This is a genomic window from Labrys sp. WJW (genome assembly GCF_001676615.1).
Lineage (GTDB): Bacteria > Pseudomonadota > Alphaproteobacteria > Rhizobiales > Labraceae > Labrys > Labrys sedimenti.
In genome coordinates this window covers 1-19,780 of record NZ_LYXZ01000024.1, presented here as the reverse complement: position 1 = coordinate 19,780, position 19,780 = coordinate 1, and the positions used below count along the sequence as shown (strand labels likewise).

The window sequence follows — 19,780 nt, the reverse complement described above, 5'->3', positions numbered from 1 at the left end:
ATTTCGCCGCGGGGGCGAAGGGTCAGGCGAGCTCTTCGATGGTGCGGGCCAGGATTTCCGCATAGCGGCGGATGCGCTTGACCGGATTGTTGCCGAAGCCGAGCACGAAGCCATGCCGCTGCAGTGCACCGCGGCAATAGCGCGAGAGGGGCGGGCAATCCATCTCATGATCGAGCAGCCGCCTCGAAACGGCGCGGTCGTCGATCGCCCCATGAGACCGAATAGTCAGGTGGAGTCCGGCCCTGACGTCGGGGACGATGAAATCGCCGCCGAGATGGCTGCGCAGGCAGTCCGCCAGCGTTCCCGCTCTTTCGCGATAGATCGCCCGCATGCGCCTGAGATGCGAGGCGAGGTGACCCGAACGCATGAATTCGGCGACCAGGGCCTGGTCCGGCAGGGGCGCGTAGAAGGAGAAGATGCGCTGGGCGAGCTTGAAGGCCTCGATCAGTTCGGGCGGAGCGACCAGATAGGCGAGCCTCAGGCCCGGCGCCAGCACCCGGTTGAAGGAGCTGGTATAGATGACGCGCCCCGAATTGCCGGCATAGAGCGGGGGGATCGGCACACCCGACCAGCGGATCTCGCTGTTGAAATCATCCTCCAGGATCCAGCCATCCTCCGCTACGGCCCAGTCAAGCAGGGCATGGCGGCGCGGCGCGGACATGGTGCAGCCGAAGGGGAATTGTTCGACGGCCGAGACGATGGCAAGGCGTGCCGGCGATCCGGTGTGGTCATGGGCCGTGATGTCGAAACCGTCATCATCGACGGGAACAGGCTCGACCTCGAGGCCACAGGCCGTGAGGGTCGCCAGCTGGGTGACATGGCCAGGATCCTCCAGCAGCACGCGGTCGCCCTGGTTCAGCAGCACATGGGCGGCCATGGCGGCGGCCTGCACCGTGCTGGAGAAGATGATGACCTGCTCGGGGCGGCAGACGATGCCGCGCGTCTCCTCCAGATAGGCGGCGATCTGTCGTCCGAGCGGGAGGGTGGCCCGGGCATAGTCGTAGCCAGTGTGGGAAGCGGCATGGGCGCGCCAGTGCTGGCCGGCCAGGCGCGCGAAAACCTCGTAGGGAAATTCGTTGAGGGCGGGAATGCCGGGGCTGAGACCGAACCGCTCGATGCGCTCGGGCGGCACGTCGAGAGCCAGCAGGGCCTCGGCATGGGCGGAGGGGCGGGCCGGCCGTCGCTTGCCATCGGAAACGACAACTGCCGGGCGCGGCAGGTGGTCTTCCGGGAAGATCCGCTCGACGAAAGTGCCGGAGCCGATCCGTTTTTGCAGATAACCTTCCGTCGCCAGCTTCTCATAGGCCAGCACCACGGTGTTGCGGGAGATGGCGAGTTCGTCCGACAGCATGCGACTCGGCGGCAACCGAGCCCCGCGGGGAATCCGCCCGTCGACGATCAATCCGCGCAATTGGGCGAAGAGCTGCTGATAGAGGGGGATGGCGGAGCCGCGCTCGAAGGCGATCAGGTTCCAGGCAGGATAGTTGAAGACTTCCATCGGCATCCCAGCGAGATGATCGTCCGGCCAGGTTGCGCTGTTTCATAAAGGCGGCGGTGGACTGCCGTCGATATCAGGCCGTTCTGCTCCGCTATGCAAGTGATTACACGCCCGCCGGCGTCCCGGCGACGTGGTTCATCCGATGAAAGGCGGCTCGCCGGCCTACCAGGCGATGCTTTTTCCGTCGAAAGCGCGGAAACTGCCGCTGTCGGCCAATGCGGCCCGCGCGATCAGGCCGTGCAGGGCCGCCACGCTGTCCGACACAGGGACTTCGGCCCCCGTGCCGCCCATATCGGTCCGCACCCAACCCGGATGGAGGGCCAGCACGGTGATCCCGTCGGCCCTGAGGTCGAGCGCGAGCTTGGCGCTTGCCATGTTGAGTGCTGCCTTGGAGCAGCGATAGGCATAGTCGCCATCGTCGTCGCCGATCATGCCTTCGGCGATCGAACCGGCGCGGCTCGAAATATTGGCGATGATCTTGCCGCGTCCGATGCGCAGATTGGGCAGCAGTGCCCGCGTCATAAGCAGCGGGGCGAGGGCGTTGATGCGCATCACCTCGATGAAGTCGTCCGCATCGAGAGTGGGCAGGCCGCCTGTGTCGCCGCGGATGGCGGCGTTGTTGATCAAAAGGTCGAGTGGGGTGCCGGCGAGGCCGACAGCAAGTTCCTTGATCGAGGCCGGGCTGGCGACATCGAGACGGCGCCATTCGAGCCTGTCTTCATTGGGGGGCAGCGTGTCGGCGCGGATGCAGGCGATCACCCGCCAGCCCGCCCCGGCATAGTGCCGGGCCAGGGCCAGGCCGAGGCCTCGCGAGGCGCCGGTGATCAGCACCGTGCCGGGTGTCGATGCTCGTTCTGGTGTGTCTTTTGCGTTTCGCATCGAGCGATTTCAGGAAAGAGCGCGACCAGCCTTCTCCCCTTGCGGGAGAAGGTGGCCGAGCGTAGCGAGGTCGGATGAGGGATGTCGGCGATTGCCCGGCAGATATTGTGCATCACCCCTCATCCGTCCCTTCGGGCCACCTCTAGTCAACTCAAGAGAGTTGACGACACCCGCAAGGGGAGAAGGCTGGTCGCGCCTCATTCGGCGAAGTCGAGACGCACGAATCCGACCATTCTTAAGCACGGGCAGTATTCCACACCGGCTTTGCAGCGCTTCGTGCCTCATTGGCGATCTGCGCATAGACCTCCCCGGAATATTTGATCCGCCGCTGCTGGGTTGCCAGATCGACATGGGTGATGCCGAAGGGCGTGGTGTAGCCATAGGCCCATTCGAAATTGTCCATCAGCGTCCAGGCGAAATAGCCCTCGACCGGCACGCCTTCGGCCGCGGCCTTGGCCACCTGTTCGAGATGGTCGACATAATAGAGCGCACGCTGGTCGTCCCAGACGCGGCCGTCGGCGGTCACGGTCTCGGGTGCCGTCGCCACGCCGCTTTCGGAGATCAGGATCCGCTTCGGCTGGTAGTTGGCGTGAACGTAATTGAGGACGTCATAGATGCAGCGCGGCCAGATCTCGTAGTCGACGGCGGAATAGATGCCTTCGGGCCGCACGCGCCGGTAGTCGAGCGGGGAGAGTTCATCGCCCTCGGCAATGACCGAACGGCGATAGATGTTGACGCCGAGATAGTCGACCGGCGCGGCGATGACCGCATTGTCGCTTTCCCGGATTTTGGGCAGCAGCGGGCCATAGAGCGCCAGCATGTCCTGGGGGTAGCTTCCCTTGAACACGGCGTCGAGGAACCAGCGATTCTGGGCGCCGTCGAAGCGCCGGGCAGCGGCGACATCGCGCGGGTCGTCGCTGGCCGGTTCGACCACGTTGAGATCGAAGACGATGCCGACCGAGGCATCGGGCACCTCGGCCCGCACCGCCGGCACGGCGAGGCCGTGGCCGAGCAGCGCGTGATGGCTGGCGGCGACACCGCCCTTGGCACCGTCATGAAGCCCGGGCGCATCTTCGCCGGTGGCATGGCCCGACCAGCAGAAGGTCCAGGGCTCGTTCAGCGTGGTCCATTGCTTGACACGGTCGCCGAAGGCGCGGGCGATCACCGAGGCATAGGCGGCGAAATGCTCGGCGGTATCGCGGTTGTACCAGCCGCCGCGATCCTGCAGCACTTGCGGCAGATCCCAGTGATAGAGGGTGAGATAGGGCTCGATCCCGGCTTCCAGCAGGCCGTCGACCAGCCTGTCGTAGAAGGCGAGACCCTTGGCGTTCGGCGTGCCCGTGCCCTCGGACAGGATGCGCGTCCAGGCGATGGAGAAACGATAGGCGTCGAGGCCGAGCCGCTTCATCACCATGATGTCGTCGCGCCATAGATGATAGTGGTCGCAAGCGATGTCGCCGCTGCTGGCATCGGTGATCACGCCGGGCTTGTGGCAGAAACGGTCCCAGATGCTTTCGCCCTTGCCGTCGAGATCATGGGCGCCCTCGATCTGGTAGGCGGCCGTGGCGGCGCCGAAGACGAAGCCCTTGGGAAAGGCCAGGCTACGGGCGCGGGCTTCGAGGGCCTTGCGGCTCTCAGCGATGCTTGATGTCATATTTTCTCTCGATGGTGTTGACCAGGCTCGCCGCGGCGAGGGTCAGGACGATGTAGAAGATGGCGGCGGAGTTGTAGGGCGCGAAGGGCAGGAAGCTCGCCGACTGGAACTCGCGCATGCGCTGGGTGATGTCGCGGATCGACAGGATGGACAGCAGCGAGGTGTCCTTGAGGATGGCGATCAGCTCGTTGCCGAGCGGGGGAATGATGATGCGGAAGGCTTGCGGCAGCACCACCAGCCGCGCCGTCTTCCAGCGCGACAGGCCGATGCTGCGGGCCGCTTCGATCTGCCCCATCGGGATGGCGTTGATGCCTGAGCGGAAGATTTCCGCCAGGTAGGCCGAATAGGCGAAGGCCATGGCGACGATGCCGCGTAAGAGGTTGGGCGGGTCGAGGGCGCCCTGCGTGGCATCCTTGAGCGCGCCGCTGAGCGGCAGGCCGATATAGAGCACGATCACCAGCATCGGGATGCCGCGGATGGTGTCGACGATGAATTCCGAGCCGATGGCTAGCGGATGGCGGAAATTGAGATGGCCGCCGAAGGTGAGCAGGCCGAGGATGATGGCGAGCACCGCGAAGGTGATGCCGGCCGAGCGGTCGCGGTCGTTCAGGAGCTCGGTCTGCCAGAGCACCGGCAGGCCGGCAGGCGAAGCGGAAGCGGGGATGAGAGCGCCCGAGACGTCTTGTTTCCTGGCGATCGCGGCCAGCGCTTCGGGCGCGCCAGCGAAACTGCGCAGCGGCACCGGCGCATTGGGCCCACCAGGGAAGTCGCCCTCGCGCACCGAGGCGATCAGGCTGGACGGGGTGTTGCCGATCACCGCGACCTTGCCCTCGAGCGTGCCGGCCAGGACGTAGCTGTCGCGCGGCTGCATCAGGAACCAGCCCGCCGCCACCGCAAGCGCCAGGGTAAGGGCCACGAAGATCAGGCTGGCGCGTTCGCTGTAGCGCAATTGCAGGAGGCCGACCCAGACGAGGCCGAGCATGGCGGCCAGCAGATAGGCGGCGACGGCGGCGCGGATGGTGGTGGCAACGCCGGCGGCAAAGGCGACATGCGCAAAGAAGAACAGGCCGACGGCGCCGATGCCGTTGACGGTGACGAGGATCCAGCGCCCGGCACGCCGCAGCTTCGTCTCCTGTGTTTCGCTCAGGCGCCCGCCGGCAAAGAAGAGGCCGAGGCCCAGCACGGTCAGGCCGAGATAGGCAGGCAGGAGCCAGGCTTCGGCATTGCCCAGCATCAGATCGGCGGCCGGGGTGAGCTGACGGGGCGTCACGCCCTTCACCACCAGCGCCGTGGTGAAGGGATCGACGGCATTGGCAAGGGCCGAGGCGAGGTAGGGGTGGGCGAAGCCGCCCGTGAGGATAGCCAGGGCAGCCGCGAGATTAATGCCGGCGGCGACGAGCGCCAGGCGGGGCCTGTAGGCATGGGGCCGCGAGAAGAACAGCACGGCAAGCCCGGCCGTGAAGGCGATGGCCAGGGCCGCGAAGCCGGGCACGAAGGCGGAAGAACCGTTCTCAACCCCGAGAATGGCGCGCAGCGAACGCTGATAGTCGCGCGAGGAGGCGAAGAGATAGATGATGAAGGGCAGGGCCGTCAGAATGATCAGATTGCTGGGGCGGATACGTCTGAGATAGTCCATTCGGTCCTCCCCACCGGGGCGATCGCGGGTTTCGACATGGGGGGCGGGTCTTCAGACCCGCCTTCTTCCATTCAGTGGGTGTCGAGGTTCCAGGCGGGTCCGAAGACCTGCCCCCTACTTGGCGCCCCAATATTTGGCGATCAGCTTGTCCAGCGTGCCATCGGCCTTGATCTGCCGAATGCCTTCGTTGAAGGCCGCGACATTGTCGTCGCCCTTTCGGAAGACGAGGCCGAGCGGATCGGATTCCAGGCCCTTGATGCCGACCACGAGCTCTCCGGCGAATTCGCGGTCATAGGCCGGGCCATTGGCGCCGTTGATGACGACGCCGTCGACATCCTTGTTCTTGAGGGCGATGACGGAAGCGCTGAAGCTGTCATAGGCCATGACATTGTCCTTGCCGACGATCTTCTCGGCGACCTGGGCATCGGTGGTGTTGGCCTGGGCCGAGAGCTTCTTGGCCTGGCCCTTGAAGCCATCGAGCGAGATGTCCTGGTCGGCCACGCGCACCAGGATGGCCTGGCTGTTGACGATATAGGGATCGGAGAAATCCATCGCCTTCTTGCGCTCGTCGGTGATCGACACGCCCGAGGCGACGAGGTCGAAGCTGCCCTGGTCGAGGGCGGCGAAGATGCCGTCCCAGCCGGTGGTCACGAACTCAGCCTTGCAGTTGATCTTGGCGCAGATCGCGTTGACCACGTCGACGTCGAAGCCGACGATCTGGTTGGTGGCGGGGTCGACGCTTTCCATCGGTGGCGACGTGGTGTCGGAACCGACCTTCAGGAGCTTGCCGCCAAGATCGGCAGCTTGCGCGCCGCCGGCGACGACAGACAACAGCAGGGCGGCCGCGATCGCGTGCAGTTTTTTCATGGTTTCCTCCTCCATTGGTTTTGTTGGTTTGGCGTCAGCTCTTGCGGCTGCCGAGATCGTCGGGCTGGCGGACCACCAGCTCGGGTCTGAAAGTCTGTTTCAGGGCGAGGGGAGCGGTACCGGCCATGCGCTCAAGCAGGTACTGGCCGAGCAGTCGTCCGCAGATTTCGATGGGCTGGTAGAAGGTGGTCACGGGCGGCGTGAAATAGGCGCTGACATTGATGTCGTCATAGGCGATGACGTCGATATCGGTGCCGACCCGGCGTCCGAGCCCGGCAAGGCCCGAGAGCACGCCGAGCGTGGTGGATTCGTTGACGCAGACGAAGGCGGTCGGCGGCTCGGCCTGGCCGAGCAATTCGACCGCCGCCTTGTGGCCGAATGCCGTCGAAAGATCGCCTTCGACGACCAGATCGCTCGAAGCGATCAGGCCGGCTTCGGCGAAGGCGCGCGAAAAGCCGTCGATCCTGTCCATGGCGTAGGACAGGCGTCGCTGTGGGTTGACCAGGGCGATGCGCCGATGTCCACCGGCGATCAGCCTGGCGGTCGCGGCATGGGCGGCCCACTCATTGTCGATGTCGACATAGGCGTAGTCGAGGTCCCCGCGGCAGCGTCCGAGTGAAACGAAGGGAAAGTCCTGGGCGACCAGGAGGTCGATACGGGGGTCGTCGGCGAGAATGCCGGAGAAGATCAGGCCATCGGCGAGGCCCTGCTCGACGATGCGGCGGGCGGTCTCGCAGCCATCGGCGGCATCGCGGATGACATGCACGGAGATACGGTACTCGCTCCCTTCGAGGGCCTGGCTGATGCCGCTGAGGATCTGGGTGTATTCGACCCCGTCCCATTCATAGTTGGGGGCCGCGGTCACCGGCATCAGCACGGCAGCCTGGTAGGTCTTGCCGGTGCGCAGCGCCATGCCACGCGTATTGGCCTGGTAGCCGATCTCTTGCGCAGCCCTGAAAATGGCATCGCGCGTCTCCGGTGCGACGACGGCATGGCCGCGCAGGGCCTTGGAGATCGTGGCGATGGAATAGCCCGTTTTGTCCGCCAGCGTCTTGATGGTGGGCGGCGAGGGACGCGGCGTTCCCGATTTCGTGCCGGCCATCTCCCCTCCTGGTCTGACCATTGCTGCGATGGTTGTAGCGGCGAATAAAAACGTTTTCAACAAAAATAAAAACGTTTTTATTGATGATGAATCAGAGCGGAAAGTCCTGCCGGCAAACGCCGCGGCATTTTGCGCGGGGCTGAAGCCGGCTCGAAACTCGACGGGGAAGGGCGGAGGTGGCTATGGTCGGCGCGATTCTGAGCGAAAGGCTAGCTGATGAAAACCATCTCCACCTCGCGATCGCATGGCGGGACCCAGGGCGTCTATTCCCATGCCTCGTCGAGCTGCGATTGCGAGATGACCTTCGCGGTCTTCGTGCCGCCCCAGGCCGCGGAACGTCTCTGTCCCGTGCTCTGGTATCTGTCGGGCCTGACCTGCACGCATCAGAACGTGATGGACAAGGGCGAATATCGCCGTCTTGCCGCCGAGCTCGGCCTGATCGTGGTCTGCCCCGACACCAGCCCGCGCGGCGAGAGCGTGCCTGATGAGAAGGACAATTGGCAGTTCGGGTCTGGGGCTGGCTTCTATCTCGATGCCACGCAGGAGCCCTATGCCCGCAATTACCGGATGTATTCCTATCTGACGCAGGAACTGCCGGCCCTGATCGGCGAGCATTTCCCGGCCGACATGGCGCGCCAGTCGATCTTCGGCCATTCGATGGGCGGCCATGGCGCGCTCACCATCGCGCTGAAGAATCCGCAGCGCTACAAGAGCTGCTCGGCCTTCGCACCGATCGTGCAGCCGAGCACGGCGGGCTGGTCCAGGCCGGCGCTGGAGAAGTATCTCGGCGCCGACGAGGCGACCTGGCGTCCCTATGACGCCACCGCGCTGATCGCCGACGGCCACCGTTTCGAAGCCTTCCTGGTCGACCAGGGCACGGCGGACGGCTTCCTCAAGGAAGGGCTGCGGCCCTGGCTGCTGGAAGAGGCCTGCGCCAAGGCCGGCATTGCGCTGAGCCTGCGCATGCAGGAGGGCTACGACCACTCCTACAATTTCATTTCCACCTTCATGGACGACCACCTCGCCTGGCATGCCGAGCGTCTTGGCCAGTGAGGAGCGAGGTGTAGGACGCGCTGGAAAACAGGTGCTTCCGCCATCCTTTTCGCAGTCGGGCGGCTTCAGCCGCCGGTCGATCGCAATGGATGGTCGGTGCCGATCCCGAGTCTTTCATCCGCCCCCATGGCGGCAGCGTATCGCGCTGGATCGAAACGTGTGGCGATGAGCGCGGCGATCGCTACCCAAGCCAGATGCATCACCCAGCCCTCGACGAAGCTGCCGCTGCAGCTCTGCAGGAGGGCCATGGCCAGGGGAGCAAGGCCGGCGATCAGGAAGCCACCGCCCTGCATCAGGGCCGCGAGGGCGCCGGCTTCCTCGGGACGCTCCAGATGGTCGAGCGCCGTCACCAGCGAAAGGGAGAAACAGCCGCCGAGCCCCGCGCCGCCCAGCGCGATCCAGAGCAAGGGCAGAGTGCCGGGTAGAAAGGCAAGACCGCAGAAGCCCGCCGCCTGCATGGCGAGGGTGAGATAGAGCCAGGGACGGCGGTCGCGGCTGCGCGAGGCCAGGATCGGCAGGACCAGAGCGGCCACGGCCTGCGCCACCGCCATGATGGCGACGAGGCTGCCGCTTTGGGCCACGCCCCAGCCACGCCCCTGCATGTAGGGGGCGAGCCAGGCGACCATGGAGGAATAGCCGCCATTGACCAGGCCGAAGCAGGCCATCAATTGCCAGCTGCGCGGACGATGGAGCAGGCGCGACACCAGGGCCTTGTCGGGGCGGGCCGTCCTGCCATCCGCCAGCACGCGCCAGGCCAGAAGCAGGGCGGCCGCCGTCGGCAGCGCCAGCCAGGCCAGGGCAGCCCGCCAGTCCTGGCCGCCATGGGCGAGGATGGGCGTCAGCTGGGCGCCTACGGCGCCGCCGCCCATGATCATGGCCGAGTACAGGCCGGTCACGGCGGCCACCTGGTGCGGGAAACCCTGCTTGATGATGCCTGGGAAGGCGGCCTGGATGAAGGCGACGCCCGCACCGCACAGGGCCGCCGTCAGGATCAGAGAAAGCCCGTCCGGAGACCAGAGCCGGAGCAGCGATCCCAGAAGCAGAAGGATGAGCGCCCCCAGCATGCCCCGTCTGGTACCGATCCTGGCCTGCAGGCCGGGCACCAGAAAGGCACCGAGCCCCATCAGCAGCATGGGCAGCAGCGTCAGCATGGCGATGCCGCCATAGCTTAGGCCCGTATCGGCCTCGATGCGTGCGATCAGGGGACCGGGGCCGGTCAGGAAGGGGCGCAGATTGAGCCCGATCAGCACCACCAGGGACAGCAGCACCAAGGGGGAAGACGGGGCAGGGGATTGCGGGGTCGTTGGAGGCATGATCGATCGGGGGCCCGTTCAATGCGCGCCGGCGGCGTCGAGCAAGGCGGCGATCTCGCGATAGCGCCGCTGCCTGGCATGCTGAAGCGGCGTGATGCCGTCCTGGTCGGCGAGATTGACGTTGGCGCCCGCGGCGATGAGAAGCCTGACGATCTCGACATGGCGCGGTCCACCGTCGCTGAGAATGATGGCTTCCAGCAGGGCGGTCCAACCGAGCCGGTTGACGTGGTCGACGTTCACGCCCGCTTCGATCAAAACCCGCGCCGTCTCGACATGCCCCCGTTCGGAGGCTGGGATCAGGGCGGTGCCGCCATAGCGATTGGTGCTCTTGAGGTCGGCCCCATGCGCAAGCGTCAGCCGCAGGATGTCGAGATAGCCGCGTGCGCCGGCAAGCAGATAGGGGCTGTCCTCGATGGCATCCTTGGCGTTGACGTCGGCGCCGGCTTCGATGAGGTGGCGGGCCACCGCGACATGATTGCTCTGGACGGCCGCTAGCAGGGCGGTGCGGCGGTTGTCGTCCCGCTCCTCCAGCGAGGCGCCGGCGGCAAGGGCGGCCTGCACGGCAGGCAGGTCGCCGCGTGCGGCGGAATCAATGAGCGGGGACGGCATGGCTTTCGCCGGGAGGCCTTGCGATACGATGGACATGAGAATGGTTCCCGCCATGATGATCAGGACATTGCGTTTGGACAAGGGTCTGCGCATAGCCGGCCTCCTACCGGGGCCATGCGTACCCGCCCAACTGGCTATTTGGAAATTAAATGTCCCCATGGCGATCATTCAAAATTCGAATGATGCAGCGCTGCCATTTGGGGTGTCGCGAAATCCCGACACAACGGCCACCGCGCGTCGGCCCATAATGTCTATTTCTCCGCCAGCAGGTGACGGATGAACTGGTTGAACAGCTCCGTCTGGCTGGAGATGCCGAGCTTGGCATAGATGTTCTTGCGGTGGATCTTGACCGTGCCCTCGGCGATATCGAGCAGGCTGCCGATCGAGAGGCTGGAATGGCCGCGCAGCACCAGGCTGACGATGGTCTGCTCGCGCGGCGTCAGCAGGGTCGGCGCGAAGGAGAGAAAGGCCTGTTCGATGGCATGTTCGCGCGGGGCGGGTGGGACTTGGCTTTCCCGGCCTTCGGCGAGGGCCTGCCATTGGCGGCCGAGCAGGGCCATGACCATCGGTGCAGCCCCGGTGAAAACGGCCATCTCCTCGGCGTTGAAGGAGGGCGAGCCGTTCTGGCGCAGCAGGGAGTAGGCAAGATAGAGGTCGGGGCGCAGGGGATGCAGGAAGACGATTTCCTCCGCGAGCGAGCCGCTTTCCATCGAGATGCAGGGATGGACGTCGGGCGAATTGTAGTATTCGCCCTCGAAGAAGGCATCTGGGGCAAGATCGTGCAGGCGATAGAGGCCCGCCGGCGTGGCATGCATGCAGGCCGTGTAGACCGCATCGAGCAGATAGGTGCCGGCAAGATAATTGGCCATGATCTGGGACGATGACACCGCATTCAGGCCGTCATGCAGCAGCGTCGGCCTGTCTTCGAGCGGATAGGCGAAGATGCAGCTCAGGTCGAAGGGAGCAATCTGGCGAAGCGCTGTGTCGAGGGCGGGCGCAAATTGCGGCGAACCTAGCAAGAGGACAAGGTCCGGCGTCGCATGATGCCAGCTGTCTGCGGCCGATCGTTCACGGATGTTCATGGCCGGTCCCTCATGCCCGATCTGCTGCGTCGCAAGTGTGCCCGCTCCTGCCAATGGCAGCCTCTATCTCTTTAGGGGTATTTATCGCAGCCCTGCTTCGCGGATCATCGGGATGTCGCAAAGAGGAGAATTTTACAAGCTCCTCGGCAAGAGGGGATATCCATGACGATCGAGACGACCGGCCGCCCGACCGGCGGCGTAACCTATCAGAGCGTCGACGAGGCCTATTTCGAACAACGCCAGCTCAAGCGCCATGCCGGACTGTTCACGCTGTGGATGATGGGCGTCGGCGCCGTCGTCGCCGGCGAATATTCGGGCTGGAATATCGGCCTGTCGCAAGGCGGTTTCGGCGGCATGCTGTTCGGCGCCCTGATCATCGGCTTCATGTATGTCTGCCTGTGTTCCTCGATCAGCGAGATGAGCGCGGCGCTGCCGCATACGGGCGGTGCCTATTCCTTCGCGCGCACTGCGCTCGGACCCTGGGGTGGCTTCACCACCGGCCTCGCCGAGAACATCGAATTCGTGCTGGCGCCCGGCGCCAACATGTTCTTCATGGCCTCCTATCTCGCCGCCATCTTCGGCACGCCGGACAGCTGGCTGCCGCTGTGGTGGGTGGCGGGCTACATGGTGATGCTCGGCCTGTCGGTCCGCGGCCTGGAACTGTCGATGCGCGTGGTGGTCTGGATCACCGTCGCGGCCGTGCTGGTCCTGCTGTTCTTCTTCGCCGTAGCCCTGCCGCATGTCGACTTCGTCAGGCATGCGCTCAACATCGGCACGGAGGGCAAGCTCGTCGCCGACGGCGCGGGACCCTGGCTGCCCTTCGGCCTCACCGGCATCATGCTGTCGCTGCCCTTCGGCGTCTACATGTTCCTGGCCGTCGAGCAATTGCCGCTCACCGCCGAGGAAGCCAAGAATCCCACGCGCGACATGCCGCGCGCCCTGATCCTGTCGATCCTGACGTTGATTGCGCTCGCCCTCGGCGTGCTGTTCTTCAGCGCCTCCATTCCGCCGGGCGCCCATGCCATGGGTTCGTCGGGCGAGCCGCTGCTCGACGGCTTCCGCACCATCTTCGGCGATGGTTGGGCCAAGCTGCTGGCGGGCGTGGCGGTGCTGGGGCTTGCCGCGAGCTTCTTTGCCGGCAGCTTCGCCTCCGGCCGCAACATCTATTCGCTGTCGCGTGCCGGCTATCTGCCGACCGTCCTGTCGGTGACCAATCCGCGCACCAAGACGCCGAACATCGCGCTGGCTACCGGCGCGGGCTTTGCCCTCATCGTGCTGCTGGCGATCTGGTTCCTGGGCGGCAAGGACAATGTCGCCTTCATGGCAGGCTTCCTGGTCAGCATGATCGTGTTCGCCGGCATGGTGTCCTACATCCTGCAGAGCATCGCCTATCTGCGGCTGCGCAAACTCTATCCTGATATCGCAAGGCCGTTCCGCAGCCCCTTCGGTACTTTCGGGGCCTATGCCACCATCGCCATCTGCATCCTCACGCTCGGCTACCAGTTCTTCGATCCGCTCTATCGCTGGGCGGCGATCGCGGCGGCGGCCTGGTACCTCATCGGCCTCGGCTATTTCGGCTTCTATCGCCGCCATCGCCTGGTGCTGTCGCCGGAAGAGGAATTCGCGGTGTCCGGCGGCACGCGCGGCCGCCCGCTCGGCGAGCATTGAGGCTCCCCTCCAGGCACAAGGCGCCGGCCGGAACATCCGGTCGGTTATGGATCGAATAGTCTAGATACAAGTGAGGACATCATGGCCGGAAGGCTAGCAGGCAAGACCGCCATCATTTCGGGCGGCGCGACGGGCATGGGCGGGGCGGCGTCGAAGCTGTTCGCGGCCGAGGGCGCCAGGGTCGCCATCATCGATCGCAATGCCGCCGCGGCGGAGGAGACGGCGGCGGCCATTCGTGCGGCCGGCGGCGAGGCCGCCGCCTTTGTCGCCGATGTCTCCGAGGAGGCCGAGGTCGAGGCTGCGGTCAAGGCGGTCGGTGAGCGCTATGGCCCCGTCACCACCTTGTTCAACCATGCCGGCACCATCCTGATCAAACCCTTCCTCGAGATCTCCCTCGCCGAGTGGGACTGGCTGCACGCGGTCAATGTCCGCTCGATGTTCCTGATGACGCGGGCGGTGCTCCCGCAGATGATCGCCAATGGCGGCGGCTCGATCGTCTGCACCTCCTCGATCTCGGCGGTGGCGGCGACGCCGATGGAAGTGCTCTACGATACCACCAAGGGCGCCTGCCACATGTTCGCCCGGGCCATTGCCGTGGAGTTCCGGGACCGCAACATCCGCTGCAACGCCGTCTGCCCGGGCTTCATCCGCACGCCGCACGGCCTGCGCGAGGTTGCCGAATTGCAGGCGCATGGTGTCGACGTCTCCGATGCCGCCATTGCGGCCCAGCAGGGGCGCATCGGCGAGCCGGAAGATGTCGCGCGCGCCGCGCTCTATCTCGCCAGCGACGAGTCGAGCTTCGTCAACGGGGCCCATCTGTTCGTGGACAACGGCTTCACTGCGATCTGAGCCTTTGCCTTCACCGTTCCTCCGGCCGGCGAAGCGCGATATCGTGGTCCCGGCCGGATCATGATAGGGAGGGCGAGGTGAGCGCCAGCGACGAGACACACACGGACAGCCTGTCCGCGCTGGACATGGCCTTCCTGCGGCAGTCGATCGCGCTGTCGGAGGAGTCCAGGCGGCGCGGCCGCCACCCCTTCGCCGCGCTGGTGGTCGACGGGAACGGCAATGTCATTTCGTCTGCCGGCAACAATTCGATGCCGCCGGAGGGCGATCCGACCCAGCATGCCGAGCTGGTGGCCGTCGCTGCGGCGGCCAAGGCCAGAACGCCCGAGGAACTCGCCGCCTCGACGCTCTACACCAGCGCCGAACCCTGCTGCATGTGCGCGGGCGCCGTCTATTGGACCGGCGTCGGGCGGGTGGTCTATGCCCTTTCCGAGCATCGCCTGCTCGAAATCACCGGCGCCCATCCCGAAAATCCTACCTTCTCTCTGCCCTGCCGCGAGGTGTTCGCACGGGGACAGCGGCGGATCGACGTGGTCGGGCCCGCGCTGGAAGACGAGGCGGCGGTGCCTCACCAGGGCTTCTGGACGTGAGGAACGGGTGGCTTTGGGATATATATTTGGCGCTCTTTCCCCGGACGATTATTGCCGTGTTGCCGCACTCTTGCGCGCCCGTTGACTAAACGTCCGTCGTAGGAAAGACCAGCAGTCTTGCCTTGCTGCGCCATCCGGTATCTTGCAAGCTTTGGAAATCCAGCCGGTCGTGCAAAAGGTCTTGATTCGAAACGTGTCCGAAACCTCGAGGCCGCGAAGCCCCGTGGCGGGCTGCGGATCGCATGGCGGGCTTTCTATCGAGAGTGTCAGCAAAGAGCAGCGAGATGGTTCCAGACGACAGCGACAATATTTTCGATCTGGCACCGATGTCGCTCTGGCTGGAGGATTACACGGCCCTGCGCGAGCAGTTCGAGGTATGGCGCGCAGAGGGAGTGGTGGATCTGCGAGCCTTTCTTTTGGCCGACCCCGCCAGGCTTGCGCATTGTTCGAGCCTCATCCGTGTGCTCAAGGTCAACCGCAAGACCCTCTCGCTGTATGAAGCCGACAGTGTCGACCATCTCGTCGCCAATCTCGGCAAAGTGCTGCGTGACGACATGCTCGAGGCGCATGTCGATGAGTTGAAGCAGCTCTGGGACGGCGCCACGGAGTTCCGCAGCAACACGGTCAATTACACGTTGGGCGGCAAGCGTCTCGATATCCAGCTGCGCGGCATCATCCTGCCCGGACATGAGCAGGTCTGGGACCGTGTGCTCCTGGCCATCGAGGACGTGACCGCCCTCGAGGACGCCCGCCGGCAGACGGCGAAACAGCAGCAATATGCTTCAGCCCTCTTCGAGCACTCGCCGGTTTCGCTATGGGTCGAGGATTTCAGCCACATCAAGCAGTTGATGGACGATCTGCGCGGGCGTGGCATTGTCGATTTCCGGGTTTTCACGGATGTGCACCCCGAATTCGTGCGCCAGTGCATGAGCGAAATCCGTGTTCTCGACATCAACAAGGAGACGCTGGCCCTCTTCCTTGCTGCCGACAAGCCGACGCTCCTGCAAAACCTGCCGCGTGTGTTCCAATCCGATATGGAAGCCCATTTCCGCGAACAGTTGATCGATTTGTGGAACGGCGTTTTCTTTCAGCGCCGGGAGGTGCTCAACCACGCACTCGACGGCACCGAACGCTATCTTCTCCTGCAACTGTCCATCCTGCCCGGGCACGAGGCGGACTGGTCCCAGGTGCAGGTCGCGCTGACCGACATCACGGCACGCAAGAAGGCGGAAGCCTATCTCGAATATCTCGGCAAACACGATGTTTTGACCAAACTGTTCAACCGCGCCTTCTACGTCGACGAACTGAACCGGCTGGAGCGCAATAATTTTTCGCCCGTGTCGATCATCGCCATCGATCTCGATCGGCTCAAATCCGTGAACGACCAGTGGGGCCATGCGACCGGTGACGCCTTGTTGCGGCGCGTCGGCGAGATCTTGAACGAGGCCGTCAAGAAACCGGGTCATGCGGCTCGCATCGGCGGCGACGAGTTTGCTGTCGTCCTTCCCTATGTCGACGAGCGCGGGGCGACGGCCATGATGGAAAACATCGAGCGCCTCGTCGAGATCAACAATCAATATTATTCGCAGATGGCCCTAAGCCTCTCGATTGGCGTCGCCACCAGCCAGGACGGAGAGAAACTCGAATCCGTGGCCAGGCGAGCCGATCTCCTGATGTATGAGAACAAGCACAAGCATCATTCCGATCCGAGCTAGCGCGTCGCGTCCGGGCCGCTCAGGTCGCAGCGACGTCCAGCAGCGATGCGACGGCAGGGGGATCGAAGCCGCCGATGCCCTCGCCGATATCGGCGCCGATCGCCTTGACCAGCGCTGCCGGGTCGCGTTGCCGCAAGGCCTGGATGATCTCCTGGTGACGGTCGACCACGTAGAGTTCGGCGACATGTTCCATGGCGACGCCCTGGACCGGGCCGAGCTGCAGCCAGACGCTTTCGATCATCGGCAGCACGATGCGATCGGGGCTGATGCTGTAGATGGCACGATGGAACTGCTGGTTGGCCAGCAAGGCGCCGACCTTGTCCTGCCTGGCGATGGCCTGGTCGATGGCAAGATCCGTGTCGACCAGTTGGTCGATCTGGCGCTCGGTGATATGCGCGACGGCCCGCCGCGCTGCATGCTGTTCCAGCACGATACGTAGCGAGATCAGCTCCTCGAACAATTCGGGCGTGACGGCCGGGACCTGGATCCGCCGGTTTTCGAGCAGTTTGAGGGCACCGATCGAGGTGAGCTGCCGCAAGGCCTCGCGTACGGGCGTGGAACTGCTTTCGAGCGCGGCCGCGAGGCCGCGTATGGTCAGCGAGGTTCCGGGCCGGAAAGCTCCTACCATGATGGCCTGCCTGAGGCGCAGGAAGACATAATCATGCGTCGTCATGCCATCGGCCCGAGCCAATGGCGGCAGTACCGGCTTCTTCAATAATCTCGCCCCCTTGAAACCTCACGCATCTGCTTATCGCGAAGTCGGGCTTGATTCCAGCCGGATATGATGTCACATACTTAATAATGTGATCACAAAATGGAGCGCGCATGATGACGGCCGACAGCATCGATCGGGACACCCTGGCAGCTGTGCTGAAGGAAGACAGCCCGATCGAGAGCATCCAGGCCGTGGTCTGTGATCTCAACGGCATCATGCGCGGCAAGCGCGTGCCGGTCAGCCAGGCCGAGAAGGTGCTGGGCGGCGGCATCCGCATGCCCCTGTCGATCGTTGGCGTCGACGTCTGGGGCGAGGACATCATCGACAGCGAGCATGTGTTCGCCTCGGGCGACATGGACGGCATCTGCGGAGCGACCGGGCGTGGCATCCTGCCGGTGAACTGGACCTCGCGGCCGAGCGCCCTGGTTCCGCTCTGGCTCTTCCTGGAGAGCGGCGAGCCCTTCCTCGCCGATCCGCGCCAGGCCCTTGCCGCCGTGGTGCGCGAATACCAGAAGCTCGGATTGCGTCCTGTGGTGGCGACGGAGATGGAGTTCTATCTGATCGATCCGGAGCCGGACAGCGCTGTGCCGCCGATCTCGCCCTATACCGGCAAGCGGCTCGACTCGGACGCCATTCTCTCCATCGACGAACTCAACGATTTCGGTGAATTCATCTCCGACGTCTATGCCGAATGCGAGCGCCAGAACGTGGCGGCGGATGCGGCGATCGCCGAGAACGGCATCGGCCAGTTCGAGATCAACCTGCTGCATAGCGACGATCCCTTGAAGGCGGCCGATGACGCCGTGTTCTTCAAGCGCATCGTCAAGGGTGTCGCGCGCAAGCACGGCCTTGCAGCCACTTTCATGGCCAAGCCCTATGGCACGCGCTCGGGCAACGGCATGCATGTGCATTTCAGCCTGCTCGACGACGAGGGGCGCAATGTCTTCAACGACGGCAGCAAGGAAGGCTCGCCGATCCTGCGGCATGCGGTCGCCGGCCTGCTGCGCGGCATGGCCGAGACCACGCTGCTGTTTGCGCCGCATTTCAATTCCTATCGTCGTCTCAGGCCCGATAGCCATGCCCCCACCACGATCGCCTGGGGCTATGAGAACCGGACCGCGGCCGTCCGCATTCCTGGCGGCAGCCCGGCGGCGCGCCGCATCGAGCACCGTGTCGCTGGCGCCGATTCCAATCCCTATCTGGTGGTCGCGGCCATACTCGGCGCTGCCTTGATCGGCATTCGCAAGCAATGGACCCCGCCCGAGCCCATCGTCGGACGTGCCCATCTGCCGAGCGCGTCGGCCAAGATTCCCTCCGAATGGGGACAGGCGGTCGATGCCTTCGAAGCCGGCGAGATCGCCGCCGAGATTTTCGATCCCGTGCTGCGCTCCATGCTAATCGCCTGCAAGCGCCAGGAGATCGCCGGTTTCGCCGAACAGGTCACTGACTACGAGTTCGCCGCCTATCTCGAAATCGTCTGACCCTCCTTTCATTCCATCGACACCGGCCGCTGCCCCCTGGACCAGACCCCTGCTTTGGTTCGACTGCGCGGCGGCCGATCCGTGAGGTATTCCGATCATGTCCACTGTCGAGTTCACCACCACCCATCCGCCGTCATCCAGCGCTGGCCACGCGTCGTCCTACTATGCCGCCACCGCCAAGGGTGCCTTCGAACGCCCAGCCCTCAACGAGCATCTGAGCGCCGATATCTGCGTCATTGGCGCCGGCTTCACCGGCATCTCCGCCGCGCTGGAACTGGCCGAGCGTGGCTATAGCGTGGTGGTGCTCGAAGCTGTCCGCATCGGCTTCGGCGCCTCCGGGCGCAATGGCGGCCAGATCGTCAACGGCTATAGCCGCGACCTCGAGGTGATCGAAAAGCGCTATGGCGCGAAGGCGGCCAAGGCGCTCGGCGCCATGGCCGGGGAGGGTGCCGACATCATACGCGGCCGCATCGCCCAATATGGCATCGATTGTGACCTGGTTCCTGGCGGTTTCTTCGCTGCCTTCACCGACAAGCAGCTGCGCGAGCTCGACGAGCAGCAGCGCATCTGGGAGCGCCATGGCCATGGCGGCCTGGAGCGCATCGACAAGGCGGGCCTGTCCAAGATCGTCGCCTCGGAGCGCTATGTCGGCGGGCTGGTCGACCACAAGGGCGGCCATATCCATCCGCTCAGCCTGGTGCTGGGCGAAGCGGCGGCGGTCGAGCGGCATGGCGGGCGGATCTTCGAGCGTTCGCCGGTGCTCTCGGTCGAGCAGGGGGCGAAACCGGTGGTGCGCACCCAGCACGGGGCGGTGACCTGCAACTATCTTCTCGTCTGCGGCAATGCCTATCTCGGCAATCTCCTGCCCGAGATCGGCGGCAAGATGATGCCTGTTTCCAGCCAGGTCGTTGCGACGGAGCCGCTGGACGAGGCCGTGATCCGCGACCTGCTGCCGGCCAATTACTGCGTCGAGGACATGAACTACATCCTCGACTATTACCGTCGCACCGCCGACAACCGCCTGCTCTTCGGCGGCGGCATCGTCTATGGCGGGGGGGGGCCCGCCCCCCCC

Annotated in this window: 17 protein-coding genes; 7 read left to right on the top strand and 10 right to left on the bottom strand. The window is 64.8% G+C overall.

Annotation, left to right across the window (positions count from 1 at the left end):
• Positions 1–22 precede the first annotated feature (22 nt).
• The 6 genes from BA190_RS16695 to BA190_RS16670 form a co-directional block, all read right to left on the bottom strand.
• Complete coding sequence (locus BA190_RS16695; RefSeq protein ID WP_068289786.1) at positions 23–1,498, bottom strand: PLP-dependent aminotransferase family protein; 1,476 nt, start codon at positions 1,496–1,498, stop codon at positions 23–25.
• 162 nt (positions 1,499–1,660) lie between these two features.
• On the bottom strand, positions 1,661–2,329 hold the full coding sequence (locus BA190_RS16690) for an SDR family oxidoreductase (protein WP_068289726.1): 669 nt from the start codon (positions 2,327–2,329) through the stop codon (positions 1,661–1,663).
• A gap of 283 nt (positions 2,330–2,612) precedes the next feature.
• Entirely contained in the window at positions 2,613–4,031 is a 1,419-nt protein-coding gene (locus BA190_RS16685; RefSeq protein WP_068289723.1) for a GH1 family beta-glucosidase, read from the bottom strand.
• Positions 4,012–5,667 carry an amino acid ABC transporter permease gene (locus tag BA190_RS16680; RefSeq protein WP_068289721.1) on the bottom strand — a complete coding sequence of 552 codons (1,656 nt, stop codon included), beginning with the start codon at positions 5,665–5,667 and terminating at the stop codon, positions 4,012–4,014. Before BA190_RS16680 ends, BA190_RS16685 begins: the two co-directional genes overlap by 20 nt.
• A 114-nt stretch (positions 5,668–5,781) precedes the next feature.
• On the bottom strand, positions 5,782–6,534 hold the full coding sequence (locus tag BA190_RS16675) for a transporter substrate-binding domain-containing protein (protein ID WP_068289772.1): 753 nt from the start codon (positions 6,532–6,534) through the stop codon (positions 5,782–5,784).
• A gap of 34 nt (positions 6,535–6,568) precedes the next feature.
• On the bottom strand, positions 6,569–7,636 hold the full coding sequence (locus tag BA190_RS16670) for a LacI family DNA-binding transcriptional regulator (RefSeq protein ID WP_068289719.1): 1,068 nt from the start codon (positions 7,634–7,636) through the stop codon (positions 6,569–6,571).
• Between the two features lie 216 nt (positions 7,637–7,852).
• Between BA190_RS16670 and fghA the strand changes: the two genes are divergently transcribed.
• Positions 7,853–8,689, top strand: a complete 837-nt coding sequence (fghA, locus tag BA190_RS16665) for an S-formylglutathione hydrolase (RefSeq protein WP_068289716.1) — start codon at positions 7,853–7,855, stop codon at positions 8,687–8,689.
• 65 nt (positions 8,690–8,754) lie between these two features.
• Here the strand turns inward: fghA and BA190_RS16660 are convergent, their stop codons facing one another.
• From BA190_RS16660 to BA190_RS16650, 3 genes are all read right to left on the bottom strand, one after another.
• Positions 8,755–10,002 (bottom strand): cyanate transporter, encoded by a 1,248-nt coding sequence (locus tag BA190_RS16660; RefSeq protein ID WP_068289709.1) that lies wholly within the window; start codon positions 10,000–10,002, stop codon positions 8,755–8,757.
• Positions 10,003–10,020: 18 nt separating this feature from the next.
• The gene (locus tag BA190_RS16655) at positions 10,021–10,704 is read right to left on the bottom strand and encodes an ankyrin repeat domain-containing protein (protein WP_068289708.1); all 684 of its coding nucleotides are present in this window, start codon (positions 10,702–10,704) and stop codon (positions 10,021–10,023) included.
• Between the two features lie 158 nt (positions 10,705–10,862).
• The gene (locus BA190_RS16650; protein WP_082979791.1) at positions 10,863–11,693 is read right to left on the bottom strand and encodes a helix-turn-helix transcriptional regulator; all 831 of its coding nucleotides are present in this window, start codon (positions 11,691–11,693) and stop codon (positions 10,863–10,865) included.
• Positions 11,694–11,855: 162 nt separating this feature from the next.
• Here BA190_RS16650 and BA190_RS16645 point away from each other — a divergent pair, with 162 nt between their 5' ends.
• The 4 genes from BA190_RS16645 (at position 11,856) to BA190_RS16630 (ending at position 16,512) form a co-directional block, all read left to right on the top strand.
• Positions 11,856–13,361, top strand: a complete 1,506-nt coding sequence (locus tag BA190_RS16645; RefSeq protein ID WP_068289703.1) for an amino acid permease — start codon at positions 11,856–11,858, stop codon at positions 13,359–13,361.
• An 81-nt stretch (positions 13,362–13,442) separates the two neighbouring features.
• Positions 13,443–14,210 (top strand): SDR family NAD(P)-dependent oxidoreductase, encoded by a 768-nt coding sequence (locus BA190_RS16640; protein ID WP_068289700.1) that lies wholly within the window; start codon positions 13,443–13,445, stop codon positions 14,208–14,210.
• 77 nt (positions 14,211–14,287) lie between these two features.
• Entirely contained in the window at positions 14,288–14,797 is a 510-nt protein-coding gene (locus tag BA190_RS16635; protein WP_371260330.1) for a nucleoside deaminase, read from the top strand.
• 284 nt (positions 14,798–15,081) lie between these two features.
• The gene (locus BA190_RS16630; protein WP_068289697.1) at positions 15,082–16,512 is read left to right on the top strand and encodes a GGDEF domain-containing protein; all 1,431 of its coding nucleotides are present in this window, start codon (positions 15,082–15,084) and stop codon (positions 16,510–16,512) included.
• Between the two features lie 19 nt (positions 16,513–16,531).
• Here the strand turns inward: BA190_RS16630 and BA190_RS16625 are convergent, their stop codons facing one another.
• A complete protein-coding gene (locus BA190_RS16625; RefSeq protein ID WP_068289695.1) occupies positions 16,532–17,227 on the bottom strand; it encodes a GntR family transcriptional regulator in 696 nt (231 codons plus the stop codon).
• 113 nt (positions 17,228–17,340) lie between these two features.
• Between BA190_RS16625 and BA190_RS16620 the strand changes: the two genes are divergently transcribed.
• The gene (locus BA190_RS16620; RefSeq protein WP_068289754.1) at positions 17,341–18,708 is read left to right on the top strand and encodes a glutamine synthetase family protein; all 1,368 of its coding nucleotides are present in this window, start codon (positions 17,341–17,343) and stop codon (positions 18,706–18,708) included.
• Between the two features lie 97 nt (positions 18,709–18,805).
• Positions 18,806–19,780 (top strand): FAD-binding oxidoreductase (locus BA190_RS16615; protein WP_068289692.1); only part of this gene is annotated, 975 nt, incomplete at its 3' end.

Bases quoted from the DNA above. Each gene is read 5' to 3' on its own strand.
- BA190_RS16695 (WP_068289786.1), bottom strand. From the start codon at position 1,498: ATGGAAGTCTTCAACTATCCTGCCTGGAACCTGATCGCCTTCGAGCGC.
- BA190_RS16685 (WP_068289723.1), bottom strand. From the start codon at position 4,031: ATGACATCAAGCATCGCTGAGAGCCGCAAGGCCCTCGAAGCCCGCGCC.
- BA190_RS16680 (WP_068289721.1), bottom strand. From the start codon at position 5,667: ATGGACTATCTCAGACGTATCCGCCCCAGCAATCTGATCATTCTGACG.
- BA190_RS16675 (WP_068289772.1), bottom strand. From the start codon at position 6,534: ATGAAAAAACTGCACGCGATCGCGGCCGCCCTGCTGTTGTCTGTCGTC.
- BA190_RS16670 (WP_068289719.1), bottom strand. From the start codon at position 7,636: ATGGCCGGCACGAAATCGGGAACGCCGCGTCCCTCGCCGCCCACCATC.
- fghA (WP_068289716.1), top strand. From the start codon at position 7,853: ATGAAAACCATCTCCACCTCGCGATCGCATGGCGGGACCCAGGGCGTC.
- BA190_RS16660 (WP_068289709.1), bottom strand. From the start codon at position 10,002: ATGCCTCCAACGACCCCGCAATCCCCTGCCCCGTCTTCCCCCTTGGTG.
- BA190_RS16655 (WP_068289708.1), bottom strand. From the start codon at position 10,704: ATGCGCAGACCCTTGTCCAAACGCAATGTCCTGATCATCATGGCGGGA.
- BA190_RS16650 (WP_082979791.1), bottom strand. From the start codon at position 11,693: ATGAACATCCGTGAACGATCGGCCGCAGACAGCTGGCATCATGCGACG.
- BA190_RS16645 (WP_068289703.1), top strand. From the start codon at position 11,856: ATGACGATCGAGACGACCGGCCGCCCGACCGGCGGCGTAACCTATCAG.
- BA190_RS16640 (WP_068289700.1), top strand. From the start codon at position 13,443: ATGGCCGGAAGGCTAGCAGGCAAGACCGCCATCATTTCGGGCGGCGCG.
- BA190_RS16630 (WP_068289697.1), top strand. From the start codon at position 15,082: ATGGTTCCAGACGACAGCGACAATATTTTCGATCTGGCACCGATGTCG.
- BA190_RS16620 (WP_068289754.1), top strand. From the start codon at position 17,341: ATGACGGCCGACAGCATCGATCGGGACACCCTGGCAGCTGTGCTGAAG.